The organism is Arthrobacter ulcerisalmonis, from assembly GCF_900609065.1.
GTDB classification, from domain to species: Bacteria; Actinomycetota; Actinomycetes; order Actinomycetales; family Micrococcaceae; genus Arthrobacter; species Arthrobacter ulcerisalmonis.
Map to the genome: position 1 here is coordinate 279835 of NZ_UXAU01000038.1, position 26569 is coordinate 306403.

Consider the following 26569-nt stretch of genomic DNA (forward strand, 5'->3'; position numbering starts at 1 on the left):
GGGCTTCATCAATACTGCCGGCCGAACGAACCGACCGGCTTCCACCTATCGGCTAAAGAGGTCCTCAATGCATGACCCAGACAGCATCAGCGAAACCACATTCGCAAACGGTTCCGCATCCTTGTCCTATAACCAGTGCTGGGAACTTCTGGCTGCAGCAACCCTCGGCCGCCTTGGCCTAGTGGTTGATTCGCGTCCTGAGATCTTCCCGGTGAATTACGTCCTTTATGAACGCCACATCGTTTTCCGCAGCGGTCCTGGACGGAAACTGTGGGGAGCGATGGCGTCAAGGCCCAGCGTATTGGAAATCGACGGTTACGATGCGGCTACTACGGAGGCGTGGAGTGTGGTAGCTGGCGGTGAATCAGTTCTCATGACAGATCCTGTGGAGACGGCGAAAATTGATGCCCTAGGGCTCGAGCCGTCGCAGCCCGGCGCTAAGGACCATTACATCCGCCTGATACCCCGTTCTCTCACTGGCCGGCGATTCGCAGTGGTTCGTCCTGATCCGTGGAAACGCACGACCAACGACGCCCGTCGGGCGCTGTTCGAATAGCCCCGCCATCGGAGGATTTCACACGCACGCAAGCACACGCAGCAAGGCAGGGCAGGGTATGGCTGACCAACAAAAGACCTGGCACGACAAACACAAAGCCTCCCTCACAAGAGGTCAGCGCGCGGCCGACGTCATGCGGAACGGAATGGGAAGCTGGCCTTTTGTGGGGAGCTTCATCATCTTCATGTTGGTCTGGGCAGGCATCAACACGTGGGCACTGATAACGAGTGCCTGGGACCCCTACCCCTACATACTCCTCAACCTTTTGCTCTCAATGCTGGCCGGGCTACAAGGCGCCATCCTCCTCATTGCCGCCAAACGACAGGACGCCATCACTGCGGCCATGGCCCAGCACGACTACGACACAAACCTCAAGGCTAAGGAAGAGATCGAACTTCTGATTTCCATTAATCGCGAGCAGCTCGCCATCTTGAAAGAATTGAAAAGGATCAGAGGAGAATAGCGGGGTTACTCCCGGTTTTTCTGGGTCCCCCCACGTTGACCGCCTTACGCGTGCCCGGCCGCCTGCATCTGGCGCAGTTCCTTCTTCAGTTCGCTGACTTCGTCCCGGATCCGGGCCGCCACCTCGAACTGAAGGTCCGCAGCAGCACCATGCATCTGCTCCGTGAGCTGTCCGATCAGGCCCACCAAGTCTTCGGCAGGGGCAGCGGCCAGGCCGTCCGACCGGACCTGCACCGCGCCCTTCTTGGCCCCAGGCTTGTTCGCCCCCGTAATGCCACGCTTGCCCTTGCCGTAGTCGAAGCTGCCCAGCAGCTCATTGGTATCGGCATCTTCCTTGGCCAACTGGTCGGTGATGTCGGCAATCTTCTTCCGTAGTGGCTGGGGATCGATGCCACGTTCGGTGTTGTAGGCAACTTGGATGGCCCGGCGGCGGTTGGTTTCGTCGATGGCGTGGGCCATGGAGTCGGTGATCCGGTCCGCATACATGTGGACCTGGCCCGAGACGTTACGGGCTGCGCGGCCGATGGTCTGGATGAGGGACGTGGAGGACCGCAGGAATCCTTCCTTGTCCGCATCGAGGATGCTCACCAGCGATACTTCGGGCAGGTCAAGGCCTTCACGGAGCAGGTTGATGCCCACCAGGACGTCGAAGGATCCCATCCGCAGTTCACGGAGGAGCTCCACGCGGCGCAGCGTATCAACGTCAGAGTGCAGGTATTCCACCTTCACGCCGTGGCCCAGAAGGTAGTCCGTGAGGTCCTCTGACATGCGCTTGGTGAGGGTGGTGACCAGGACGCGCTCGTCCTTGGCTACCCGGACCCTGATTTCGGCGAGTAGGTCATCAATCTGGCCCTTGGTGGGCTTGACGATCACCTCCGGGTCGATCAGGCCGGTGGGCCGGATGATCTGTTGCACAAACCCGTCAGCCTTGCCGAGCTCGTATTTGCCGGGGGTGGCGGACAGGTAGACGGTCTGGCCCACGCGCTCCAGGAACTCGTCCCACTTCAGCGGCCTGTTGTCCATGGCGGACGGCAGTCGGAAGCCGAAGTCCACCAGGTTGCGTTTACGCGACATGTCGCCCTCATACATGGCACCGATCTGCGGCACCGTCACGTGGGATTCGTCAATCACCAGCATGAAGTCGTCAGGGAAGTAGTCAATGAGGCAGTGCGGAGCTGTGCCGCGCGCCCGGCCGTCAATGTGGGACGAGTAGTTTTCGATGCCATTGCAGAACCCCATCTGCTGCATCATTTCCAGGTCATAGGTGGTGCGCATCCGCAGCCGTTGGGCTTCCACCAGCTTGTTCTGGCTTTCGAGTACCTGCAGCCGCTCCGCGAGTTCGTCTTCGATCCGTTTGATGGCGCGGGCCATCCGCTCCGGCCCTGCCACGTAGTGCGAGGCTGGGAAGACGTACATTTCTTCCTCGTCGCGGATCACCTCACCGGTGAGTGGGTGCAGCGTCTGGATGTTCTCGATCTCGTCGCCGAAGAATTCGATGCGGAGGGCAAGTTCCTCATACATGGGGATGATTTCCACGGTGTCGCCACGGACCCGGAAGGTGCCCCGGTGGAAATCCATGTCATTGCGGGCGTACTGCATGGAGACGAACTTCCGCAGCAGATCGTCTCGGTTCATCTCGGCGCCCTTGCGGAGCGTGACCATGCCGGCGATGTACTCTTCCGGGGTGCCGAGGCCGTAGATGCACGACACTGTTGCCACCACGATCACGTCGCGGCGGGTCAAGAGGGCGTTGGTGGCGGAGTGCCGGAGCCGTTCAACTTCCTCGTTGATGGAAGAGTCCTTCTCGATGAAGGTGTCCGTCTGGGCTACGTACGCTTCGGGCTGGTAGTAGTCGTAGTACGAAACGAAGTACTCCACCGCATTGTTTGGTAGGAGCTCGCGGAACTCGTTGGCCAACTGGGCGGCGAGGGTCTTGTTTTGCACCATCACCAGCGTTGGCCGTTGCACCTGTTCAATCAGCCAGGCGGTGGTGGCGCTCTTGCCGGTACCGGTGGCGCCCAGCAGCACCACGTCCTTCTCGCCGTTTTTAATCCGCTCCGTCAGTTCGGCAATGGCGGCTGGCTGGTCACCGGCGGGCTTGAACTCGCTGATGACTTCGAAAGGCGAAACTACCCGGTTGATTTCCTGCGCAAGGCTCATGCATCCAATCTACAACCGGGCACTGACAACGTAGTGGCCGATCCGTTACGAGCGAACGGGCAGCCCACTCACACCAACCTTCAGGACGCGTACGACGGCGGCCGCCACCCCGTGCGTTCGGCCCACGCGCTCATGCGGGGCCAAGCAAAGTCCGTGAACCACGGCTCCTTGGCGGTGGCGTAGGCAGAAGTCCCGTGCGCGGCCGCAAACTCCTTGGCCAGGGCGTGTTTGTGTTCGGAGTAGGCCACCCGGGCGGTGGCATCTGCCTGCAGCCAATCCCGGAACATCAACGCGTACCGCCAGCCTGGCGAATCCACTGCTCGGACGTGGACGTTGGTGGCCCGGCCGGGATCGGCACTCGCATGGAATCGTTTCTGCCAGGCCGCCGGATCCGGGTCCGATGGCTTTGGCGTATCAAAGCCCGTACCCGGCACCACGGGAAACCCAGCAGCAGCGAGCAGGGGCGCAATCCGGTCAGCGGCAGCGAGGTCAGGAACCGCAACCTGGAGGTCCAGCACATCCTTGGCAGCCAGTCCGGTCACAGCGGTGGAGCCAATGTCGTCAACGGCAAGAATGACATCGGGTGCAGCGGCCTTGATTCTGGCTGCCAGCCGAGCTGCAGTGGGCGCCCAGTTCGCCTGGTGCGGCACCATCGCCGCTGCTCCTGTCCGTTCGGCGCGGCGCTGTTCCACTATGTTGCGGGCGAACGGCAGCAGCCGGGACTCCCAAAGGTGATCCACCTGGGCCAGCACGTCCGCGGGAACACCGTTGTTCTGTAGCACCACGTCAGCGGCGGCCAACCGGTCCTGTCGCGTGGCCTGGGCAGCCATCCGGGACTCGGCCTCCGCCGTCGTCATTCCCCGGTACTGGACCATGCGTCGTAGCTGCGCTTCCGCCGTCGCGTCAACCACCAGCACCAGGTGGAATGCACTCCCCTGCCCGGACTCGACCAGCAGCGGAATGTCCTGGACCACCACGGAGCCGGGAGGCGCCTCCGCGACCAGTGCGGCGGATCGGGCCCGCACCAGCGGATGCACGATCGCGTTCAGCGCGGCCCTCCGGCCCGCGTCGGCAAAGATCACGGCACCCAGGGCAGGCCGGTCAAGACGACCGTCGGCGGTGAGGATGTCAGGACCGAACTCGGCCTCGATCGCGGCCAGGCCGGGGGTGCCGGGCTCCACCATTTCCCGTGCCAGCGCATCCGCGTCCACCAGGATGGCGCCCAGCTCCCGCAGTCGCGTGGCCACCAACGATTTGCCTGAGGCGATGCCGCCCGTCAATCCAATCTTCAGCACTCCCCCACACTAGCGCCACCGCTACACTTGACCGGTGCAGGAACAGGAGAGCAGGGCGACGCGGTACACCACCCTGGCCGCCGGCTCCGACGTCCGGCACGAGCTTGAGATCCGCCGTTCCCGCTTCATCACCGTCCTCCGCCGGACGCCAGACGAGGCAGCGGCCCGGGACCTGGTTGCCGAACTCCGCCGCGAATTCCACGATGCCCGGCACCACTGCTCAGCCTTCATCGTGGGCCCCGACCGGACCACCCAGCGCTCCAACGACGACGGCGAACCGGCCGGTACCGCGGGGGCGCCCATGCTCGAGGCCCTGGCGAAACGGGAGACAGCTCCCGGAGTGAGCGACCTCAGCGACATCAGCGCCGTCGTCGTACGCTATTTTGGCGGCGTGCTCCTCGGCGCCGGTGGCCTGGTGCGCGCCTACTCGGAATCGGTTTCTTCCGCGCTGGCGCTGGCACCCCTGGTGCAGCGGAACCGGTTGCGGATTTGCGCCGTGACCGTGCCCCCGGGCAACGCTGGCCGACTCGAGAACGAGTTGCGCTCCGCAGGCTACGCCATGGCCGCAACAACTTATGGCGTCAGCAGTACCGTCCTGCGCCTCGCCCTGCCGGACGAGGTCGCGGCTCTCGCGGACGCCCACAGCAGGTTGCTGTCGCTGACGTCAGGCACGGCGGAATTGGTTCCCGAGGGAACGGAATGGCTGGATTCGGCGGGTCTTTCCACACGCTGAATCGGGCCCGCTGCTCCACCTCCAGCGCCACCAACGTCCCACACTTTGGGCCTGTTTGGGGGGATAATTGGCTATGGAAGGCACGCAGGATTCGCAGACTCCGACGACGCCGGCCGGCACCGTTCCTTCCCGCGGCACCACAGTTGGCCAGCTGATTTCCGGGGTCACAGCGCTCATACCTGCCACCACGAACGCCGGCCTCATTGACCAGCTCCGCGAACTCGAAGACCTCAATTCAGCCGCCGCCGGAGCGCAGGCCCGGCTCAGCGTCACCTTTGATCTTCGCGAACGCAGGGTACAGGCTGATGCCGGTGTGTCCCCTGCAGACCAAGGCCAGGGCGTCGCTGCGCAGATCTCGTTGGCGCGGCGCGATTCGCCCGCCCGCGGCAGCCGGCACCTCGGTGCGGCCAAGGCCCTGGTCACGGAAATGCCGCACACTCTGGCCGCGCTGGAGAGCGGACACCTCAGCGAATGGCGGGCCACGCTGATCATCAAGGAGACTGCCTGCCTCAGCGCTGCAGACCGGGCCGCGGTGGACGACGAAATCGCCGCGGATACCGGGAACCCTCGATGGTGCCGGCGACCGCGCCATCGTTGCGGTGGCCAGGGCAGCAGCGTATCGACGTGACCCGCGCTCCGTGACCCAGCGGGCAAGCCATGCCAGTGCGGAACGGCATGTCAGGCTCCGCCCGGCACCAGACACTATGACCTACCTGACCGCTCTCCTGCCAGTCGCCGAGGGCGTCGCCGCCTACGCCGCTCTCACCAGGCACGCAGACACCCTGAAAAGCGCCGGCGATGAGCGCAGCCGCCAGCAGATCATGGCCGATGCGCTGGTGGAACGCACCACGGGGACGCCCAGCGGCATCTCAGGCGTCACCGTCAACCTGGTCATGACGGACCGAACCCTGTTCCAGGGCGACGCGGAGCCTGCGCGCCTCTCAGGCTACGGAATCGTGCCCGCAGGCTGGGCCCGGGCCCGTCTCGGCGGCGGTGCAGCGGACAGCCTGCAGGTGTGGCTTCGCCGGCTCTACACGGCGCCAGGCACCGGTGAATTGATGGCCTTGGAGTCACAGGCGAGGCTCTTCCCGCCGGGCTTGCGTCGCTTCATTGATATCAGGGACCACACCTGCAGGACACCGTACTGCGACGCCCCCATCCGGCACGTTGACCACGTCCTGAGCAGTCAGAACGGCGGTACCACGGCCGCCAGTAACGGAGCCGGTCTCTGTGAGGCTTGCAACTACACCAAGCAACTCCCTGGCTGGAAGGCAAAGGCGGACCTCCGGCCGGGCCGGACGCATCGCATCCGGCTCAGCACACCCACGGGGCACCTCTACCACTCCGCGGCACCGGCCACCGCCGGGCGGCACGATCGCCGAGGTTGTGCTGGCTCTGAAGCAACCAGGCTAAGACCGCCGCTAGACGTGCAGCCTGCCGTTAAATACTGCAGGCCCCCGCCGAAGCGGAGGCCTGCAGTAGGTGGCGCCTAGCAAGGCGCCGGTGGCAATTAGTTGCCGGTGAGCTTCTCACGCAGTGCGGCGAGAGCCTCGTCAGACGCAAGCGTACCTGCACCAGCGTTGGACTCTGCAGCCGGCTCCGAGGAGTAGCTGGTGGTGCCGGAATCGCTGTCACCGGACGTTGCAGCTGCAGCGTCGTCGGCAGCGTGCTGGGCAACCTGCTTCTTGTGGGCTTCCCAGCGAGTCTGGGCGTCAGCGTACTGCTGCTCCCAGGCGGCGCGCTGGTTCTCGTAGCCTTCAAGCCACTCGTTGGACTCGGGATCGAAGCCCTCGGGGTACTTGTAGTTGCCCTCTTCGTCGTACTCTGCGGCCATGCCGTAGAGAGCCGGATCGAATTCGGTGGACTCGGCGTCGACGCCTTCGTTGGCCTGCTTGAGGGACAGCGAAATACGGCGGCGTTCCAGGTCGATGTCGATGACCTTGACGAACAGTTCGTCACCAACGGAGACAACCTGCTCGGCCAGCTCAACGTGGCGCACGGCGAGCTCGGAGATGTGAACCAGGCCCTCGATGCCGTCTTCGACGCGAACGAACGCACCGAACGGAACCAGCTTGGTGACCTTACCCGGAACAACCTGGCCGAGGGCGTGGGTGCGGGCGAAGGTCTGCCACGGATCTTCCTGCGTAGCCTTGAGCGAGAGCGAAACACGCTCGCGGTCTAGGTCGACTTCGAGAACCTCGACGGTGACTTCCTGGCCAACTTCGACAACCTCGGACGGGTGGTCGATGTGCTTCCAGGACAGCTCGGAAACGTGAACCAGGCCGTCTACGCCGCCCAGGTCCACGAAGGCACCGAAGTTGACGATCGAGGAAACAACGCCGGGACGAACCTGGCCCTTTTCCAGCTTGTTGAGGAACGTGGAGCGAACCTCGGACTGGGTCTGCTCGAGCCAGGCACGGCGGGAAAGGACCACGTTGTTGCGGTTCTTGTCCAGCTCGATGATCTTGGCTTCGATCTGCTGACCGATGTACGGAGCCAGGTCGCGCACACGGCGCATCTCGACGAGGGATGCGGGCAGGAAGCCGCGCAGACCGATGTCGAGGATAAGACCACCCTTGACAACCTCGATGACGGTACCGGTGACGACACCGTCTTCTTCCTTGACCTTCTCGATGTCGCCCCAGGCACGCTCGTACTGAGCGCGCTTCTTGGAGAGGATCAGGCGGCCTTCTTTGTCTTCCTTGGTGAGAACCAAAGCTTCGACCTGATCGCCAACGGAGACAACGTCTCCGGGATCAACATCGTGCTTGATGGAAAGCTCACGGGAAGGGATGACACCTTCGGTCTTGTAACCGATGTCGAGCAGAACTTCGTCGCGGTCAACCTTGACAACGGTACCTTCGACGAGATCTCCGTCGTTGAAGTACTTGATGGTGGCGTCGACTGCTGCGAGGAAGTCCTCAGCGGACCCAATGTCGTTAATGGCGACGACGGGGGTACCGGGCTTCTCGGTGGAGGTGATGGTCATGTAGTAGGGGCTCCGTTGTGGATAGTAACTTGGTCAGGCGACCACCGCTTCCGGGTATTGACCTGGGAACGGAGCACGGCGGATTGCCGGGTCATCCTGATTGCGTGGCCTGCAGGTGCACAGAACAGTGCACACGTAACACACGCCCGTTTAGTCTAGTCGGTTGGCGTTGGCAGGGTCAAAAGCGGCAGGCACCTAGAAGTGGGTCAGGCAGTGCGTTGACCGCTCCACGGCAAACATGTCCCGCGCCTGCAGCGCGGCACCGCTCCGGTGTTCGCGAATCCGGCCGGCAGCAGCCAACGTCACCGGGCTGACAGCGCCCAGGTAGATGGACGAGAGGTCCGCGATGTCGAGCTCCACGTCAACGCCAGCTTCCGCACCGGAACCACCTGCCAGGAGTTCCACCGTGGCAGCTCCGCCACTGACGGTCACCGCAAACGTTCCACCGGCCAGGCCCAAGGTGTCAGCAACCTTGAAGACCAGCTTGCCGTCAGCAGAGTAGTGCCGTGCCGAGAGCGCAGCCGGTACATCCAGGATGCGGAGCCAGAGCATGTCCCGGACATCCGAGGCTTCAATACAGCGCGGATCGGTCAAGGCCCACCCCAGCGGATCGTCAACGGGAGCATCCTCCCAGCTCACCCGCTGGATCAGGTCAATGGCGCCCAGGAACTGCCACAGCTCGAGGTAGGCAGCGTTGCTGGCAGCGAGGAGGTCCACCACTTCCACCGTGTACGGTTCGGTGTCCCAGCCAGCGAACTTGTACGACACGTAGCCATCCAACGTCCCGTCCGGACCGTAGTGCAGCGCCACCTTGATGGCGGGGTCCGCTTTCCCATCGCGACCCAGCGTTCCGGAGGCCAGTTGGCGGTACCAATCCTGCCTACCGATCGAGCCGGGCGTCAGCTGATGCACTCGGTCGAAGACTTGCGGAGCAAGCTCCAGGAGGACCTTGGGGTCGGCAATTTCGACGCTGCCCACTGGCTGATGCTGCACAGTGAAGCGCTGGCTGGTGTCCACCTTGATGCTGCGCTCAAAGCTGGCAACGCCAAACCCGAACCGGCCGTAGATGCTTGCTTCCGAAGCGGTCAAGGCGGCCATGGCCACCCCGTCGTCCTTTGCCAGTTGCAGATCCGCGGCCATCATGGCGCGCAGCAAACCGCGACGCCGGTGGGTGGTGCGGACCGTGACGGCGGTAATCAGGTGACTGGGCAAGGTCCGGCCAAAGCCCACGTTGAGGGTTTTGCGGAACGTCCCGAACGTCGCCACCGGCGTCTCGGCAGGCAGCGATGACGGTGCTACTGCCCCGGTCTGGTAGACGCCGGTAAGGATCCGGCCGTCTGCAACATAAGTCGCGTGCGTCTTCTCCACGTGATCGGCGGTGCGGGTGGATTCGTGGAAGCCGAATCCCACCGCCTGGCCCCAGGCGATCGATTGTGGGAAGGCCTCATGGTCGCTGGTAACGGCCGGGAAGCGCCGGATTTCATAGTCTGCACTCAATTCGGACATGTTCTTGAGCCTAACCAATGAAACCGGCGCCTGACCAGCACCGAAACGCTAGTGACCGGCGTCGTACCAGCTGGGTCCGACGCCGATCTGGACTTCCAGCGGCACCGTCAGGTCAGCGGCGGCGGCCATCTGTTCGGTGACCAGTCGTTCGACGGCGGCCCGCTCCCCCGCTGCCACCTCCAGCACCAGTTCATCGTGCACCTGGAGCAGCATTCGCGATTTCAGGCCCTGCGCTGCGAGTTCGGCGTGCACGCCCAGCATGGCGCGCTTGATGATGTCCGCGGCGGAGCCCTGGATGGGACTGTTCAAGGCGATCCGCTCGGCGTTCTCCCGCGCCTGCCTGTCGGTGCTGGTGAGGTCGGGCAGGTAACGGCGCCGGCCTTCGATGGTTGCGGTGTAGCCATCGATCCGGGCCTGGTCCACCACGCCACGGAGGTAGTCCCGGACGGCGCCGAACCGGTCGAAGTAGTCCTTCATCAGCGTGCGGGCCTCGTCCACCGAGATTTCCAGTTGCTTGGACAGTCCGAATGAGGTCAGCCCGTACGCTAGACCGTAGGACATGGCTTTGACCTTGGAGCGCATGGCACTGGTGACTTCCTCGGTGGGCACGTGGAAGATGTTCGAGCCAACAAACCGGTGCAGGTCCTCGCCGTCCTTGTACGCCTGGATCAGGCCCGCATCGCCGGAAAGATGCGCCATGATGCGCATTTCGATCTGTGAATAGTCCGCTGACAGCAGGCATTCGTAGCCGTCACTGACCACGAAGATGCCGCGCACGCGCCGGCCTTCCTCGCTGCGGATGGGGATGTTCTGCAGGTTGGGGTTGTTGGACGAAATTCGGCCGGTGGCGGCCACGTTTTGCGCGTACGTGGTGTGGATTCGGCCATCCACCGTCACGGATTTCTTCAGCGATTCGATCATCTGCCGGAGCTTGGCCGACTCACGGTGCGCCATCAACTGGACCAGGAACTCGTGGCCGGTTTTCTCCAGGAGGTTCTTCAGTGACGCAGCGTCAGTGGTGTACCCGGACTTGATCTTCTTGGTCTTGGGTAGTTCCAACTCCTCGAACAGGACCGTCTGCAGCTGTTTGGGCGATCCGAGGTTCACCTCGTGGCCGATCGCCGCAAACGCCTGCTCCTGCGCGTGCTCAATCACCCGGGCCAGGTCCGCGAGTTGGTCGTCCATCTGGCTCGAATCGATCCCAATGCCTGCCAGCTCCATGTCTGCCAAGACACGGCTCACGGGCAGTTCCAGTGAGGTCAGCAGCTCTTCGGACGCGCGATCCTTCAGTTCCGCCTGGAAAAAAGCGCTGAGGGACTGCACGACGGCGGCCGCCTGGATCAGCGCGTCGGCCGCCGCGGCGTCGTCCCCGTCAAAGGACAGTTCCAGTTGGCCAGCTTTGGCAGTGGCGCTCGGAAGACCCACGTTGAGGTGGTGCTGGGCAAGTTCCGCCAACTCGTAGGTGCGGCGATCCGGCTCAATCAAGTACGCCGAGATCGAGGTGTCATCCACCACGCCGTTAAGAGTGAGGCCGCGGACACTGAGTGCTTTCAGTGCCGCCTTGAAACCGTGCAGCACCTTGGGTTCATCGGCCTTAGCCAGCCACGCGGCGAGGACGTTTTCTGTTGCAGCATCCTGGCCCTCGAGTGACACGTACGCGGCAGCATCCTCCCGGACGATGGCCAAAGCCGCAGCGTCTTCGCCGATCCGGCCGGGAACCAGGTCAACGGCGACGGCGGAACGCTGGCCGGCGCCGGCGTTGAAGAACGCTGTCAGCACGGCAGCGCCCTCCGGCCGGATGTAGTCGGGGACGGGAATGCTTTCCCGTTCTGCGGCAGGGGTGTCAGCGTCGCCGTACAAAGCAAACAGCCGGGTCCTGATCGTCTTGAATTCGAGGTCGTCGAAAAGGTTCTCCAACGCCGCCTGATCCGGGCGGGGCTCGAAGAGGTCGTCCAGGGTGACAGGCAAGTCCAGGTCGGTGTGGAGGCGGTTGAGCTTCCGGTTGCGTTTTACGGAATCGACGTGCTCACGCAGGGCGTCCCCCACCTTGCCGCCAATGGAGTCAAGGTTCGCCAAAACCCCCTCCAACCCGCCGTAGAGGTTGATCCACTTGGCGGCCGTCTTGGGACCCACGCCGGGGACACCCGGCAGGTTGTCCGCCGTCTCGCCCACGAGTGCGGCCAGGTCCGAATATTCGGCCGGGCTGACGAAGTACTTCTCCTGGATCGCTGCGGCGTCCATCCGGGGGATGTCGCTGACACCCTTCTTGGGATAGAGCACAAACACGTTGTCAGTGATCAGTTGGAAGGCGTCCCGGTCGCCGGAGACCAGCAAGACTTCGAAGCCTGCCTTGTCCCCCATGGACGCCAGAGTGGCCAGGATGTCATCCGCTTCAAAACCGGGCATCTTGATGGTCTTGATGCCCCAGGCCTCCATGACCTGCCCGATCAGGTCGATCTGGCCACTCATCTCGCGGGGGGTCTCGTTCCGGCCGCCCTTGTACTCGCTGTATTCGGCCTTGCGGTGCGTGGTCTCATCCGAGACGTCAAACGCCACGGCAATGTGGGTGGGCTGCTGATCCTTGATGAGGTTGATCAGCATGGACGTAAAACCGTGAATGGCGTTGGTGTGCTGGCCACTGGCCGTTGAGAACTTGTCGGCCGGTAGCGCAAAGAACGCCCGGAACGCCATGGAATGCCCATCGAGGACCAAAAGCCGGGGCTTACCCTGCGGTGTCACTGCTGGCGCGGGGTCCTCCTGCAGGATCTGGGCGGGGCTGGGGGCCGGTTTGGTAGTTTCACTCACAGGTGCCAGCCTAGTTGGCATGATGGACAAATTCACGCCCGTACCCTTCGCCGCCGAACTGACGGCAGCCGGTATTCCCGAGCATCTGCACGGCTGGCTCGGCTCGATGGGAGTCGGGGCGCTGGTGGTAAGGATGGGCATCACGTTCCTGGAATTGAGCGCCGAACGGGCGGTCGCCACCATGCCTGTTGAAGGCAACACCCAGGTAGCGGGCATCCTGCACGGCGGCGCGCACGTGGTGCTGGCCGAGACGCTGGGCTCGTTGGCCGCCTCCTTGCAGGCGGGCCCGGGCCGGCACGCGGTAGGCATCGAGGTGGGCGCAACCCACCACCGGTCCATCCGAACGGGGTTGGTAACCGGTACCTGCACGGCTGTTCACCTGGGCCGGACCCTCACCACCCATGAAGTCGTGATGACCGATGAAGACGGCCGTCGGCTGTCCACCGCCCGGATCACCAACATGCTCCTCGACACCCCCACCGCGGGTCCGAAGCCCTAACTGCACCTAGCCGGCGGGCGTGAGCAGGTACCGCGACTCGACGATGCCGCGCCCTAAAGTGCGGGCGGACGTCAGTTCAAGGGCCGACGTCGGGCCGGCCAGCGGGAGCAGGCGCTTTCCGTCGCCCAGGACCACGGGGATGGTGGACAGGATGATCTCGTCGAGGAGGCCGGCCGCGGCAAACTGCGCGGCCATGTTCCCGCCGCCCACCACCCACGTGTTGGCGTCGCCTGCAGCCTGACGAAAGTCCGCTGCGAATTCGGTGACGTCGCCGCGCACAAAGGTGATGTCGGCTCCGGCCACTGCGGTGAACTCGTGGTGGGTGAACACGAAGCAGGGCTTGCCTGCATACGGCCATTCGCCGGGAGCGTTCTCGAGCAGCCACGAATAGGTGTCTCCGCCCATGACCAGGCATCCCACCTCGGCCATGAAGGCCTCGTAACTCTCGGTGCCGCCGTCGAATCCGTCGAACTGCAGCAGCCAGTCCAGGTTGTCAGCGGACGTGGCAATGAAACCGTCGATGGACGCGGCAACGAAGTACTGGAATCGGGGCATCACCCCAGCCTACCGAGAGAAGTACGGGATGATCAGATACAAGCCAAATAGGACGGCCACGCCGCACAGTCCGAAGCAGACGTAGGCGAGACCACGCTTGAGGCCGGGCGAACGCTGGCTTGCATCGCCGGCGATGGCCGTTAGGCGCACACCGAGTGAATACAGCACCACCACGGTGACCGCGGAGGCCAGGGTTGCCCCGGCAACGGTGACCAGTTCCAACCATTTCATCGTTGCGTCTCCTGCGGATCGGTGGCGGCTTCCTCGGTGCTCGGCGCTGCGGCGTCTGGTGCCGTTGCGTCCGGTGCGGTGCTGGCGTCGGCGGGCCCGACGGCGGCTGGTGCCGCAGTAACCGAGTCGGTCCCGGCGTCGGAGCTGGGCTTCGCTGCTGCCAGCCTGGCTGCCTTGGCTTTCGCCCGGGCCCGAGCCATGGCCTTCTTTTTGGCGAAGCGGACCGCCTGGCCGGCTTCCTCAACTTCCACGGCGTTGCTGTGGTTGACCTCGGTTTTGCGCGAGTAGAAGAACATGAATAGCACAGCGCTGGTCCCGGCGATCGCGGCGATCAAAACGCCAACCACCCCGGTTTTCACCAACAGTGCCGTCAAGGCACCCACAATGCCTGCGGCGGGCAACGTGAACAGCCAGCCCAGTGCGATCTTGCCCACCATGGACCACCGCACTGTGGTCCCGCGCCGGCCCAGGCCGGAGCCGATGACCGACCCGGACGCCACCTGCGTGGTGGAGAGGGCGAAACCAAGGTGTGAAGAGGCAAGGATGGCGGATGCGGTGCTGGTCTCGGCAGCAAATCCCTGGGCGGGTTTGACCTCGGTCAGTCCGGATCCCATGGTCTTGATGATCCGCCAGCCACCGGAGTAGGTACCAATGGCGATCGCCAGCGCGCAGGCGGCGATGACCCAGAACTGGGGACCGGAGCCCGGCTCCTGGGTGCCCGCAGCAATGAGGACCAGGGTGATGATGCCCATGGTCTTCTGCGCATCGTTGGTGCCGTGAGCCAATGCCACCAGGCTGGAGGTGAAGATTTGACCGGTGCGGAAACCGCCGCGCTTCTGAGTGAGCTTGCTGCCGGTGTCCGGATCATGCCGGGACGTCAGGGCGTAGGCCAGGCGGGTGCAGATGTACGCCACCAAGCCTGCAATCAGGGGGGCGAAGAGGGCCGGCAGGATCACCTTCTGCGCCAAGCTTTCAAGGTTGATCGAGTTGAAGCCAATGCCAGCAATTGCTGCGCCGATCAAGCCGCCGAAGAGGGCGTGCGACGAACTCGAGGGCAGGCCCTTGAGCCAGGTGATCATGTTCCACAAGATGGCACCCATCAGGCCGGCGAAAATGATCTCCGGGGTGATCTGGACCCCGTCAGTACCTTCCCTGATGATGCCGCCCGAGACCGTCTTGGCAACTTCGGTGGACAGAAACGCGCCCACCAGGTTCAGGACGGCGGCCAGGGCTACAGCGGTTTTCGGCTTGATCGCACCGGTGGCAATGGGGGTAGCCATCGCGTTCGCCGTGTCGTGGAAGCCATTCGTGAAGTCGAAAAATAATGCCAGTGTGATCACCAGCGCCACCATTACGGTGATATCCACCTGTTGCCCAATCTGCAGAGTCGACGGTCAGCAGTTTCTCGTGTCCCGGCTGAAAGCATGGCATGTTCATCTAGTGTTCGCCTGAATGCTCCTGTGGAAATAACCAACCGGCAGGAAACCTTTACGATCGTACGCGCACGCGCCAGCAGGTCAAAACAACGGGTGGCAGGGTTCCGCCTTCCTCGGGGGCCAGTCTCCAGCTACGGCGTGGATTCGCGCCCCGTGGCCTCGGGAGTTGCGGTGCCACCGGTTATCTCCCGTGCCACCTTCGCTTCCAGCGCCGCGATGGTGATGTCCGGGATGACAATGAGCCCGTCCAGTTCGCGGCGCGCCCGCCGGTAGGCGGCCTGCCGCTCAGCAGGTGTGGCTGCGGAGTCCTCGGCGATGCGCAGCAGCTTCCGCGCGGTAGCCAGCCGTTCCCGCTCGGGTCCGCTGAACTTGCTGTCCTTGATGCGCCGGGCTTCCCGTTCGGCAACGTCCAGTGCCACCGCGAAGGCGTCCACGGCCTGCCGATAGGCGTCGAGACGCGCCGGGGACGTGACGTCTTCCGCCGACGTCGGACGCTGGCCGTCAGCCACGCGTTTAGCCCGCAGGAAGGCGACGGTGAGCGGCTCCCGGACATCCGTCATCAGCGGATAGTCGATGAGCTTGCCCACATCGAGCTCAAAGTCGAGCCAACGCGCCGAGGTGGCGTCGTGGGCGGCCATGATGGCTGCGACGTCGGCGGCAGCAGCAACCTCGGCATCGCGGGTCTGGTTCTTGAGGGTATAGAGCTCAACCTTCCGGCGGTGCCGGCGCTCGGAGCTCTTGCGCCATGAGTTGGCCCAATGCCCGGCAAATGCGCTCAGCGGAAATACCAGCCACCACTTGTCGGACAGGAATTGGAAGATGTCCACCGGTCCATCCTTGCAGGCGGACCGGTGGGCCTCAAGGCTGCTTACTCGGGTGCGCCGCCGCCGGCGCCATTGACGTTGACCAGCCAGTCGATGCCGAACTGGTCGGTGCACATGCTAAAGACGTCACCCCAAGGGGCCTTTTCCATCGGAACGGTGACGCGTCCGCCGTCGGAAACCAGCTTGTCGTAGTAGCCGCGCAGTTCGGTTTCATCCTCACCGCTCAGGGAGATGGAGATGGACGCTCCAGGCGCGTACTCCATGTGGGCCGGTGTATCGGCCCCCATCAGGATCAAACCACCTGGCGTGATCAGCATGCCGTGCATGATTTTGTCCGTGTCAGCCGGGTCCTCCGTCATCTGGAAATCGCCGAACGTGCTGACGGTCAGTTCACCGCCAAGGACTGACTGATAGAAGGTCATGGCCTCCCGCGCATTGTCACGGAAGCTGATGTAGGGATTCAGGGTGGTGGACATGCTGGCGCTCCTTGGGACGGGTAACAACTGCTGGACCAGTCACCATCCTGCCCCATGCCACCAGCCGCCGGAAGGGGGGATTTGCACATGGTTCGGCCGCGGCTACGGGACGAACCGGTAGCCCCTGCCCGGTTCGGTGAGCAGGTGCCGGGGGTTGGCTGGATCAGGCTCGAGTTTCCGCCGCAGCTGGGCCATGTAGACCCGGAGATAGTTGGCCTCTTTCTGGTAGCTGGGACCCCAGACCAGGGACAGCAGCTCCTGTTGGCTGATGAGTTTGGCGGGGTGCCGGACCAGGATCTCCAGGATGTTCCACTCAGTGGGAGTAAGCCGGATAGGAAGTCCGGCGCTGAAGACCTGCCGGTTCTGCAAGTCCACGGTGAAACCAGCCGACGCGACGGTCGGTGCGGTCTCGGGCTGCGGAACCCGGCGGAGCAGCGCCCGCATCCGCGCCAACAACTCATCCAGGCCAAACGGCTTGGTGATGTAGTCATCAGCACCGGCGTCGAGGGCGCCTACCTTGTCCGTGGAGCCGTGCCGGGCCGAGAGCACCAGCACCGGTACGCTGCTCCAACGCCGGATCTCCCGGAGTACATCGTTGCCGTCGAGGTCAGGAAGACCCAGGTCGAGGATGACCAGGTCCGGAGCCTGCGCGGCAGCCGCGAGCGCCGCGGTACCGTCTGCAGCCGTGGCCACCCGGTAGCCATGCCCTGACAGGGTAATCCGGAGCGCCTTCAACAGGTGCGGGTCATCATCCACCACGAGGATGGTTGCTTGTTTCTCCGGTGCGTTGGCGAGCTCCGCGCCGGTGGCAGTGTGGTCGTTCACTTGGGTCCCCCGTTTACCCCTGTGGAGAGCGGAAGCCTGATGACCATGGTCAGGCCACCGCCGGGCGTCTCCTCGGCGGTGAGGGTGCCGCGCATGGCGGTCACGAATCCTTGCGCCACCGAGAGGCCAAGGCCAACACCGGTGGCAGGCTGTTGATCGTTCAGGCGCTGGAAGGGACGGAACAACTCCACCATCTTCCGGGCCGGCACACCGGGCCCGTGGTCGACGATTCGGAGCTCCCCCGACGGCCGGCCGGCCAAGGCAGCACCCATCCCATCGCTGCTGCCCGTGATGGTAACTCCCGAATCTGTGGCGTACTTCAGGGCATTTTCGACGATGTTGGCGATCACCCGTTCCAGGAGCCCAGGATCCGCTTCAACGGCGGGCATGTTGGCTGGCACGGCGATGGAGACCGACGTCCGCGGCAGGCCACCCAGGGATCTGTCCAGGACATCGTTCCACCGGACAGGGCCCAAGAGCGGGTCTACCGACTGCGCGGTGATCCGTGACATGTCCAGGAGGTTGGCGACGAGCTGGTCCAACCGGTCCGAACACTCGTCAATGGTCTCGAGCAGTTCGCGTTCCTCCGCTTGGCTGAAGTTGGCCGATTCCTGCAACAGGGCGCCGGCGGCGAGTTTGATCCCCGCCAGGGGGGTGCGCAGGTCATGGGACACGGCGCGCAGGATGGCGGTGCGCATGGTGTTTCCCTCGGCCAGGCGCATGACCTGGTGCCGGCTCGCCTCCAACTGGCGGCGTTCCAGCTGGGCTTTGGCGTGCACGGCTACCGCTCCCAGCAGTCGCCTGCCTTCGGGCGGGACCACTTTTCCGAAGAGGACCAGCACGGTGGCGGCGTCCACGGGTTCAATGCTCATCCCCGCGGGAGCCGGTTGGTCCGCGGCAGCTGCGGCGTCTTGCCAGCCAGCGGTGCTCCCCACGCTGGCCAGGAGCTCCGCACGGGATGGCTGGCCTGGGCCTTCCGCGATGCTGTCAGCGGCGTCGGTCAGGTCGGATTCGTCGGTTCGGCCGGCTTCGTCGGTGGGGTTGGTGCCCGTCCATGCCAGCAGTGCGGCACCACTTGCTCCGTAGATGGACATCGCGTCGGCCAACAAGCCGGCGAGGGGGTCTGCGGAACGGGAGGCGTCGAGCGCCAGGTCACCCAGAATCGCGGCCTCTGCTCGCGCCCGCGCAGCCTCCCGCGAGCGCCGGGCCGAACGATCCACGACTCCCGCCACCGCGACGGAGAGCCCCACGAAGACGGCCAAGGACAGGAAATCCTGCGGGTCTTCAACGGCCAGGTTGCCCAGCGGTGGTGTGGAGAAGTAGTTGACCAGCACGGAGCTCCACAGCGCACCCAGCAGGGCAGGCCACAGGCCACCCACCAGGGCTACGGCCACGGCGCCAGCCAATTGGACCAGGACGGCGGTAGCGACACTGTGCTCGGAGACTGCCAGCAACCATTGCAAGCCAACCGGCAAAACAGCGGCCAGCGCGAAGCCGACACCGGTCCGGGCCCTGCCCACATCGAGCGGGGGACGGTCCTGATGGTGGGGTGGGTGCCCATGGGCGACCACATGAACGTCGCAGTCCACGGCACCGCGGACCACCCGCGCCTCAACGGTGTTCCCGGCAAGGCTGGCAAACCAGCCCCGCCGGGACTGGCCCACAACAATCTGCGTGGCCTGCACGGAGCGTGCGAAGTCCAGCAACCCGGTGGCAACATCGGCAGCCTCCGCTGTCCGGTACGAACCACCAAGTTCGGCAACGGCACGGCGCTGTGATTCCAGCCCCTGGGGCGACCGGCCACGGCTTGCGCGCGGCGTCCGGACATGGACAGCCAACAACCCCTCGCTGCCCCGCGGCAGAAGCCGGGCGGCGCGCTGAACGAGGACGCCGCCGTCGTCCTCCCCCTTGAGGCCAATGACGATCCGTTCCGCAGACATGAGCCACATTCTGCCATCCGCGCGCGGGTCCACACCGCACCTCAGGCACCCACGGTGCGCTTCGTCACAGCGGCGTTAAGGATCCGTCAAGATAGTTGGTGTTTTCGGGGAGTCGGGCCCACCGCGGTGCTACGTTCAGCTGTGCCGCGGTGCCAGACCGCCACCACAACGCCGGAAAGGCAGCAGCAATGACCACCATGAGCAGACCCCCGGCCGACCCCTCGGCGCTTCCGCTGCGCGGCAGGGTGGTGCTCAGGAACTGGCTGCTGGTGGGCCTGCAGGACAGCAAAGGCTCCCATCAGGGCCCTGGCGGGCAGGTCCCCGAACACCAGAAGCACCGTTGGTGGCAGGTCATGTGCCTCACCGGCGTGGACTACTTCTCCACCCTGGGGTATCAGCCAGCCATTGCCGCGCTCGCCGCCGGTGCGATCTCGCCGCTGGCAACCCTGGTCCTGGTGGCAGTGACACTTCTGGGCGCCCTGCCGGTGTACCGCCGGGTGGCCGGGGAGAGCCCGCGAGGCGAGGGCTCCATTGCGATGCTGGAACGCCTGCTCCCCAAATGGCGCGGCAAACTGCTGGTGCTGGTGCTGTTGGGCTTCGCCGCCACCGACTTCATGATCACCATGACCCTGTCCGCGGCAGACGCCACCGCCCACCTCATCGAGAACCCGTACGCGCCGGGATGGCTTGCCGGCCAGAACGTGGTGATCACCTTGATCCTGTTGGCCCTGCTCGCTGCCGTGTTCCTCCGGGGATTCAAGGAAGCGATCGGCGTGGCTGTTGTCCTCGTCGCCGTGTATCTGGCCCTGAACGTCGTGGTGATCGGCAGGGCACTGATGGAGACCGCCACCCACCCGGTGGCCGTCAACGACTGGTGGCAAAGCCTCACCACCAGCCACGGCAACCCGCTCATTGCGGTGGCCATCGCCCTCCTGGTATTCCCCAAACTCGCCCTGGGCCTGTCTGGCTTCGAAACCGGCGTCGCCGTCATGCCTCAGATCAAGGGCAAACCCACTGACACCGCAGAAAATCCTGCCGGCCGGATCCAGGGGGCCCGCCGGATGCTGACCACCGCGGCGATCATCATGAGCACCTTCCTGGTCACCAGCAGCTTTGCCACAGTAGTCCTGATCCCCGCAGCACAGTTCGAACCCGGCGGCGAGGCCAACGGCCGGGCGCTGGCGTACTTGGCACACTCCTACCTGGGCCCCGGGTTCGGCACCGCCTACGACATCAGCACCATCGCCATCTTGTGGTTTGCCGGTGCCTCCGCCATGGCCGGGCTGCTGAACCTGGTCCCCCGGTACCTGCCCCGCTACGGCATGGCACCTGAATGGGCCAAGGCCGTCCGGCCCCTGGTGTTGGTGTTTACCCTCCTGGGCTTCCTGGTCACCTGGATCTTCGACGCCGACGTCGACGCCCAGGGCGGCGCGTACGCCACCGGCGTCCTGGTGTTGATGACGTCCGCCGCGGTGGCCGTGACGCTCTCCGCCCGACGCCAGCAGCAACGCAAACGCACGGTAGGGTTCGGCATCGTCGCGGTTCTCTTCGTCTACACCACGGTGGCCAACGTCTTCGAACGTCCCGAAGGTATCAAGATCGCCGGCTTCTTCATCCTGGGCATCGTGGCCGTCTCGCTACTCTCCCGGCTGCTGCGCTCCTTCGAACTGCACGCCACCCACGTCCGGTTGGACACCACCGCCCTGGAATTCATGGCCACCGCCGTATCAGGCCCCATCGGCATCATTGCCCACGAACCGGTCCGGCTCTCCGCATCCGCCTACCGGCACAAATGGGCCTCAGCCACCGAGGCCAGCCACTTCCCCACCGACGTCCAGCCCTTGTTCCTGGAAGTGGTGGTGGATGACTCCTCGGACTTCGAAACGGCACTGGAAGTCCGGGGCGTGGTCCGGCACGGCTTCCAGATCCTGGAGGTCCACGGGCCCGGTATCCCCAACACGATCGCCTCCGTGCTGCTCCACATCCGCGACGTCACCGGACTCATGCCGCACGTGTACTTCCGCTGGACCGAGGGCAGTCCAGTGCGGAACCTGCTCCGCTTCCTGGCCCTCGGTGAGGGCGAGATTGCCCCGGTCACCCGTGAGATCCTCCGCGAAGCCGAGCCCGACGTCCGGCAGCGGCCCTGGGTGCACGTGGGCTGAGAACCCGTGGGCCGACGTCGTGCGCTTGCTGCCGGCCGTACGTGGCGCTGTGGCGCTGTGGCGCGGCATGATGCGCTGCTGCAGCGGGGAACGTAGGCTCAGGGCATGGCCAGATACTTTGACGTTCACCCGCACGATCCGCAGCCCCGCGCCATCTCGCAGGCCATCAACATAGTGCGGGACGGTGGGCTGATCGCGTACCCCACCGACTCCTGCTACGCGCTGGGTGCGCAACTGGGCAACAAGGACGCGCTGGACCGGATCCGGACCATCCGGCAACTGGACAGCAAGCACCACTTCACGCTGGTGTGCCGGGATTTCGCCCAACTGGGGCAGTTCGTGAACATCGGCAATGACGTCTTCCGCAGCATCAAGGCCGTCACGCCCGGCAGCTATACCTTCATTCTGCCGGCCACCAAGGAAGTCCCCCGGCGGCTGCTGCACCCCAAGAAAAAGACCGTTGGGGTGCGCATCCCTGACAACAGGGTGGTCCAGGCCTTATTGGCGGAACTTGGCGAACCGCTGCTCTCCAGCACCCTGCTGCTGCCAGACGAAGAGGATCCGCTGACGCAAGGCTGGGAAATCAAGGAACGGCTGGACCACCAGGTGGATGCGGTGGTGGACGCGGGCGACTGCGGCTCACAGCCCACCACGGTGATCGACTTCTCCAGCGGGGTAGCCGAAGTGGCCCGGTACGGTACCGGGGACGCGTCCCGGTTCGAGTAGGCCTCCGGGTTTCCTACTCCGTCTTCTTGGCCCGGCTGGGCTGGACGCGGGGCGGCTCACCCGGCATTTTGGGGTAATCCGGCGGGAACGGCATTTCGCCCAGCCCTGCCGCGAGGTCACGCTCCCACCACTGCAGCAGCGTGTCGATGGTTCCTGGGGTGCTGCCAAAGTTTGCCCAAGGATCGCCCACGGTACGCAGCCGCTCCGGGACGGTGAGGATGGTGAACTGGCGCGGATCGGCACTGCCGAGTTCGTCCCAGGTAATAGGGCAGGACACGGGTGCGTGCGCCAGAGCGCGCGGGCTGTAGGCGCCGGCGATGGTGCGGTCCCTGTTCGCCTGGTTGAAGTCAAGGAAGATCCGCTCACCGCGTTCTTCCTTCCACCAGGCGGTGGTGACCTGCTCCGGCATCCGGCGCTCCACTTCCCGGGCAGCCGCAATGACCGCATGCCGCACATCGAGGAACTCCCGGGTAGCTTCGATGGGGGCATACACGTGCAGGCCCCGGTTCCCGGACGTCTTGATGAAGCTTTCCAGGCCTGCTTCCGCCAGGACATCCTTGAGTACCCTGGCCACCGGTATGGCGTCCTGGAAATCGGTGCCAGGCTGCGGGTCCAGGTCAATCCGCAGCTGGTCGGGGTTGTCGGTGTTCTCTGCCCGCGACGGCCACGGGTGGAACACCACCGTGTTCATCTGCACCGCCCAGACAGCCGCGGCAGGCTCGTCCAGAACCAACTGCGGGTGGGACCTGGCACTGGGATAGATCACCTTGACGGAGCGGACAAAGTCAGGGGTACCCCGGGGCGGGTTCTTGGAGAAGAACTGTTCGCCGTCGATATTCTCCGAGAACCTCTGCAGGGACACAGGCCGGTCGCCGTTGGCTGCGATGAAGGCCTCGCCGACGTCACGCATGTAGGTGGCCAGGTCCAACTTGGTGAGACGCAGTTCTGGCCACAGCACGCGGCTGGGACTGGAAATACGCATCTCGCGCTCGCCGTGGGGACCTTGGACAGTGATGGTGGTCTGCTCGCTCGCCATGGGGACAACGTACACCCCCTGCCCGAACGAATGCGGCCCTGACGTGCGGGGTCCGGCATGATGGGGCCATGGTGAGTGCTGAAGAATTTTCGATTCCCGTGGGTGAGGGCAGCGTATCTGCGCTCTACACCCGCCCGGACCAGCCTGCGGCTACGTTGGTTGTGGCGCATGGGGCCGGGGCGGGGATGGAGCACCCGTTCATGGCTGGCTTCGCGGCCGGCCTGGCCACTGACGGGGTGGCGTGCCTGCGGTTCAACTTTCCGTACCGGCAGGCTGGCCGCAAGTTTCCTGACCGGCCACCGGCTGCCATCGCGGCGTGGCGGACGGTCATGGACTTTGGCGTTGAGCTGGCGGCCGCCCGTGGGGACGTCGGCCAGCTGTGGGCGGGTGGGAAGTCTTTTGGAGGCCGGATGGCGTCCATGGCCGTGGCCGAGGGGATGCCAGCTGCAGGCCTGGTCTATCTGGGCTATCCCCTGCACCCGCCCGGCAAGCCGGAAAAACTGCGGGATGAGCACCTCTACGGCGTGCAAGTTCCCATGCTGTTCCTGCAGGGTAGCCGGGACACGTTTGCGACGCCGGAATTGCTGACGGGCGTGGTGGAGCGGATCGGTCCGCACGCTGTCCTGGAGTGGGTGGCTGGCGGTGATCACTCGTTCGCGGTGGCTGGCCAGAAGCGCCCGCCGTTCGATGTGGGAGTGGCGACTGCGGGGCGGGCGTCGCGTTTCGTCCTCGCCCAAACTATCTAGTTGGGGAGGGCCTGGGCTTGACGCGGGCCGTCGCCGGCGCCGACCACGGATCTTCCGGCCAGGGATGACGGGGGTAGCGGCCCCGCATCTCCGCCCGGACCTGGGCATAGGGACCGGACCAAAATGAGGTCAGGTCGTCGGTCACTGCCAACGGCCGCCGCGCAGGCGACAGCAGATGAAATAGCACCGGAACGCCAGCCACCAGCGGCGATGCTGCCAGGCCAAAACACTCCTGCAACTTGACCGCCGCCACCGGTTTGGCGTCCGCATCGTCCACCGCCGGGTAGTCGATTCGGATGGCGGACCCACTCGGCACGCTGAGTCGCTCCGGCGCCAGCTCGGCCAGCCGGCCCGCCTCAGGCCACGGCAGGAGGCGCCGCAACGGCTCGGTCAGGTCGATCCTTGCCGCCGGGGTGCCCGCCGCTATCGCCGCCAACTCCGGCCCCAGCCACTGATCCACCGACTCCACCAACGCCGCGTCGGCAACGTCCGGCCACGGCGCGCCGCGGTGCCGGTGTAGGAAGCCGAGCCGACGGCGGAGGGCAGCGGCCGCCGTCGACCATTCCAGGATTTCCAGGCCGTCCGTCCGCAAGGCTGCGGCCACGGCGGCGGCACCGTCCGTGGAGCTGGGCCGGACCGGCGTTGCGGACAGGACGATCCCGCCAATCCGGCGGATTTTCCGGGCGCTCACCTTGCCGTTACTGAAGGTTGCCTCGACGGCGTCCACCACCAGATGGGCCGCGGCGGCTTCTGCCAAGGCGAGGGTCAGGGGTGCTGCGGAGCGGATGAGGGCACCGGTCCCGGCCGCATCGCGGGTATCTGACCGAGCGACCTCAGCCACCGCCAACCACTCGTGCCCCGCCAAGGAGCTCCCGGCAGGCAGTCCGGCCCGGGTACCGGCGGCCAACAGATAGCGCTCGGGACCGTCGCCCGACACGCGGCGCGCCACCCTGCTGGGGAAGGCCAACGCCACCACGGCACCGACCCAGTCCGTGGTGTCCGCGCGGGCCGCCGGGCTGTCCGAGGCTTGGCGCGCCAACTCTTGCAAGCGGCGTTTCTCTTCGGCCCAGCGCCTGCCCGCGGGACCGGCATCCACGCCGGAGCGGAGCCGCGCGAGTAAGGCTGGCAGGTCGGCCCCGGGCGCACGGTGGTCCCCCGCCAGGGCAGCCACCACCTCGGCGGCCCGCGCTGCACCCAGCGTCCCCGCGCCGTCGAGGAGGGCACGCGCCAGCCGCGGGTCGGCCGGGATGCTCGCCAGCAGCCGTCCGCTGCGGGTCGGCTGCCCAGCCGCGTCGATGGCACCGAGTTCGTGCAGCGCCGCGATCGCGTCCGCCATGGCCTGCCGGGGCGGCTCGTCCGGCAGCGACAGTCCTTCCCCACCCGGCGCACCCCAGCAGGCCAGCAGCAGCGCCGCCCCCGTCAGGTCCGACGCAGCAATTTCCGGGGTGACGAACGCCGGCGCGGCACCATACGCCTGCTGGCTGTAACAGCGCACCACCCTGCCCGGACCTTGCCGGGCGGCCCTGCCGGCGCGTTGTTCGGCCGATGCCCGCGCGCACGACACAGTCACCAGCCCCGTCATCCCCCGGCCGGCATCGCGCCGCGGCACCCTCGCCAGCCCCGAATCAATCACCAGCCGCACACCCGGGACGGTCAGCGACGATTCGGCGAGGTCGGTGGACACGATGATGCGCGGCTTGCCGCCGGGGCGCCGCCCACTCACGGCCAGGTCCTGTTCCGCCGCGGGTGCCTGGCCATGCAGTTCCAGCACGTCGACGCCGGCACCCAGCCGGTCCCGCAACATGCCGGCCACCCGGGAGACTTCGCCGGCGCCGGGGAGGAAGACCAGGGCGTCGGTGCCGGGCTCGGCCGCTGTGGCAGCAGCAAAGGCCTCCGCCGCTGTGGCTGCAACGTGCGCCAGGAAGCTCCGCGCCACACCGCCGCCGTCAATCCGATGACCTGCGGCTGAACGCCATTCAACAGCCAGGGGATGCAGCGCTGAGGGGCAGTCAACCACGGGCGCCGGCAGGCCGCCGTCGGGGTCCGCCAGCAACGCCGCAAACCGCTGTGCATCCAGGGTCGCGGACATAGCCACCAGCGTCAGGTCATTCCGGAGCTGCCGGACCTCCGCCAGCATCCCGATCAGGAGGTCTGTTTCAAGGCCGCGCTCGTGCACCTCATCGAGGACGACGGCGGCCACGCCGGGGAGGTCTGGATCGGCCAGGAGGCGGCGGAGCAGGATGCCCGGGGTGACGAACTCGACAAGCATCCCCTTGCTGGTCTTCCGCTCGCCGCGGACAGTGAACCCCACCCGCTCGCCCAGCGGACGGCGGTCCAGGCTGGCCAGCCGGCGGGCTGCTGCGCGGGCGGCAACCCGGCGCGGCTGCGTCACCACGATCCGGCCTGCTCCGGACCCGATCAGGTTGGCCAGCACCGGCGGCACCAGCGTGGTCTTGCCGGTCCCCGGCGGGGCCTGCACCACGGCGGCCGTCCCCGCACCGAGGGCGGCCTGCAGGTCCGGAACCGACACCGCAAACGGCAGGCCCGCGCCGATGGCCACCAGGTCGAAGGCGGGCGGCGCGGCGCTGTCTGCGAAAGTCACCTCAC

At 65.5% G+C, this 26569-nt stretch carries 21 protein-coding genes and 1 pseudogene; 8 read left to right on the forward strand and 14 right to left on the reverse strand.

What is annotated here, in order from left to right:
• Positions 1 to 67: 67 nt before the first annotated feature.
• Entirely contained in the window at positions 68 to 556 is a 489-nt protein-coding gene (locus PSET11_RS14235; protein WP_124092969.1) for a pyridoxamine 5'-phosphate oxidase family protein, read from the forward strand.
• 58 nt (positions 557 to 614) lie between these two features.
• Positions 615 to 1019, forward strand: coding sequence for a DUF1003 domain-containing protein (locus PSET11_RS14240; protein ID WP_124092970.1), 405 nt, complete (start codon positions 615 to 617; stop codon positions 1017 to 1019).
• Between the two features lie 44 nt (positions 1020 to 1063).
• On the opposite strand, the gene uvrB is transcribed toward PSET11_RS14240, so the two are convergent.
• Together uvrB and coaE are read right to left on the reverse strand one after the other, a co-directional pair.
• A complete protein-coding gene (uvrB, locus tag PSET11_RS14245; protein WP_124092971.1) occupies positions 1064 to 3178 on the reverse strand; it encodes an excinuclease ABC subunit UvrB in 2115 nt (704 codons plus the stop codon).
• Between the two features lie 80 nt (positions 3179 to 3258).
• Positions 3259 to 4473, reverse strand: a complete 1215-nt coding sequence (gene coaE, locus PSET11_RS14250; RefSeq protein ID WP_124092972.1) for a dephospho-CoA kinase — start codon at positions 4471 to 4473, stop codon at positions 3259 to 3261.
• Between the two features lie 34 nt (positions 4474 to 4507).
• Between coaE and PSET11_RS14255 the strand changes: the two genes are divergently transcribed.
• Positions 4508 to 5206 (forward strand): IMPACT family protein, encoded by a 699-nt coding sequence (locus PSET11_RS14255; protein WP_124092973.1) that lies wholly within the window; start codon positions 4508 to 4510, stop codon positions 5204 to 5206.
• A 73-nt stretch (positions 5207 to 5279) separates the two neighbouring features.
• Positions 5280 to 6699 (forward strand): annotated as a pseudogene (locus tag PSET11_RS14260) (HNH endonuclease).
• A gap of 17 nt (positions 6700 to 6716) precedes the next feature.
• Here PSET11_RS14260 and rpsA read toward each other — a convergent pair.
• The 3 genes from rpsA to polA all read right to left on the reverse strand — a co-directional run bounded on the left by rpsA (position 6717) and on the right by polA (position 12506).
• Positions 6717 to 8195 carry a 30S ribosomal protein S1 gene (gene rpsA / locus PSET11_RS14265; RefSeq protein WP_124092974.1) on the reverse strand — a complete coding sequence of 493 codons (1479 nt, stop codon included), beginning with the start codon at positions 8193 to 8195 and terminating at the stop codon, positions 6717 to 6719.
• Between the two features lie 195 nt (positions 8196 to 8390).
• Positions 8391 to 9701, reverse strand: coding sequence for a GNAT family N-acetyltransferase (locus PSET11_RS14270; RefSeq protein ID WP_124092975.1), 1311 nt, complete (start codon positions 9699 to 9701; stop codon positions 8391 to 8393).
• Between the two features lie 48 nt (positions 9702 to 9749).
• Positions 9750 to 12506, reverse strand: a complete 2757-nt coding sequence (gene polA, locus PSET11_RS14275; protein WP_377946833.1) for a DNA polymerase I — start codon at positions 12504 to 12506, stop codon at positions 9750 to 9752.
• Between the two features lie 19 nt (positions 12507 to 12525).
• Between polA and PSET11_RS14280 the strand changes: the two genes are divergently transcribed.
• On the forward strand, positions 12526 to 13005 hold the full coding sequence (locus PSET11_RS14280; RefSeq protein ID WP_124092976.1) for a hotdog fold thioesterase: 480 nt from the start codon (positions 12526 to 12528) through the stop codon (positions 13003 to 13005).
• Between the two features lie 6 nt (positions 13006 to 13011).
• On the opposite strand, the gene PSET11_RS14285 is transcribed toward PSET11_RS14280, so the two are convergent.
• The 7 genes from PSET11_RS14285 to PSET11_RS14315 form a co-directional block, all read right to left on the reverse strand.
• Positions 13012 to 13560, reverse strand: a complete 549-nt coding sequence (locus tag PSET11_RS14285; RefSeq protein ID WP_124092977.1) for a dihydrofolate reductase family protein — start codon at positions 13558 to 13560, stop codon at positions 13012 to 13014.
• A 9-nt stretch (positions 13561 to 13569) separates the two neighbouring features.
• Positions 13570 to 13791 (reverse strand): hypothetical protein, encoded by a 222-nt coding sequence (locus PSET11_RS14290; RefSeq protein ID WP_124092978.1) that lies wholly within the window; start codon positions 13789 to 13791, stop codon positions 13570 to 13572.
• Positions 13788 to 15158, reverse strand: a complete 1371-nt coding sequence (locus PSET11_RS14295) for an inorganic phosphate transporter (RefSeq protein ID WP_124092979.1) — start codon at positions 15156 to 15158, stop codon at positions 13788 to 13790. The genes PSET11_RS14290 and PSET11_RS14295 overlap by 4 nt, the downstream gene beginning before the upstream one ends.
• A gap of 200 nt (positions 15159 to 15358) precedes the next feature.
• A complete protein-coding gene (locus tag PSET11_RS14300) occupies positions 15359 to 16054 on the reverse strand; it encodes a hypothetical protein (protein ID WP_124092980.1) in 696 nt (231 codons plus the stop codon).
• A 41-nt stretch (positions 16055 to 16095) separates the two neighbouring features.
• The gene (locus PSET11_RS14305; protein ID WP_124092981.1) at positions 16096 to 16527 is read right to left on the reverse strand and encodes a VOC family protein; all 432 of its coding nucleotides are present in this window, start codon (positions 16525 to 16527) and stop codon (positions 16096 to 16098) included.
• A gap of 102 nt (positions 16528 to 16629) precedes the next feature.
• Entirely contained in the window at positions 16630 to 17352 is a 723-nt protein-coding gene (locus PSET11_RS14310) for a response regulator (protein WP_124092982.1), read from the reverse strand.
• Positions 17349 to 19292: a DUF4118 domain-containing protein gene (locus tag PSET11_RS14315; RefSeq protein WP_238989164.1), complete on the reverse strand. Its 1944-nt coding sequence runs from the start codon at positions 19290 to 19292 to the stop codon at positions 17349 to 17351. The genes PSET11_RS14310 and PSET11_RS14315 overlap by 4 nt, the downstream gene beginning before the upstream one ends.
• 188 nt (positions 19293 to 19480) lie before the next feature.
• On the opposite strand from PSET11_RS14315, the gene PSET11_RS14320 reads away from it, so the two are divergent.
• Positions 19481 to 21454 (forward strand): APC family permease, encoded by a 1974-nt coding sequence (locus PSET11_RS14320; RefSeq protein ID WP_124092984.1) that lies wholly within the window; start codon positions 19481 to 19483, stop codon positions 21452 to 21454.
• 105 nt (positions 21455 to 21559) lie between these two features.
• Positions 21560 to 22180 carry an L-threonylcarbamoyladenylate synthase gene (locus PSET11_RS14325; RefSeq protein ID WP_124092985.1) on the forward strand — a complete coding sequence of 207 codons (621 nt, stop codon included), beginning with the start codon at positions 21560 to 21562 and terminating at the stop codon, positions 22178 to 22180.
• A gap of 13 nt (positions 22181 to 22193) precedes the next feature.
• Here PSET11_RS14325 and ligD read toward each other — a convergent pair whose 3' ends face one another.
• Positions 22194 to 23216 carry a non-homologous end-joining DNA ligase gene (gene ligD / locus PSET11_RS14330; protein WP_203415983.1) on the reverse strand — a complete coding sequence of 341 codons (1023 nt, stop codon included), beginning with the start codon at positions 23214 to 23216 and terminating at the stop codon, positions 22194 to 22196.
• Between the two features lie 68 nt (positions 23217 to 23284).
• On the opposite strand from ligD, the gene PSET11_RS14335 reads away from it, so the two are divergent.
• Positions 23285 to 23962 carry an alpha/beta hydrolase family protein gene (locus PSET11_RS14335; RefSeq protein ID WP_124092986.1) on the forward strand — a complete coding sequence of 226 codons (678 nt, stop codon included), beginning with the start codon at positions 23285 to 23287 and terminating at the stop codon, positions 23960 to 23962.
• Here PSET11_RS14335 and hrpB read toward each other — a convergent pair.
• Complete coding sequence (hrpB, locus tag PSET11_RS14340; RefSeq protein WP_203415984.1) at positions 23955 to 26564, reverse strand: ATP-dependent helicase HrpB; 2610 nt, start codon at positions 26562 to 26564, stop codon at positions 23955 to 23957. The two genes, PSET11_RS14335 and hrpB, sit on opposite strands and share 8 nt — an antisense overlap.
• Positions 26565 to 26569 lie beyond the last annotated feature (5 nt).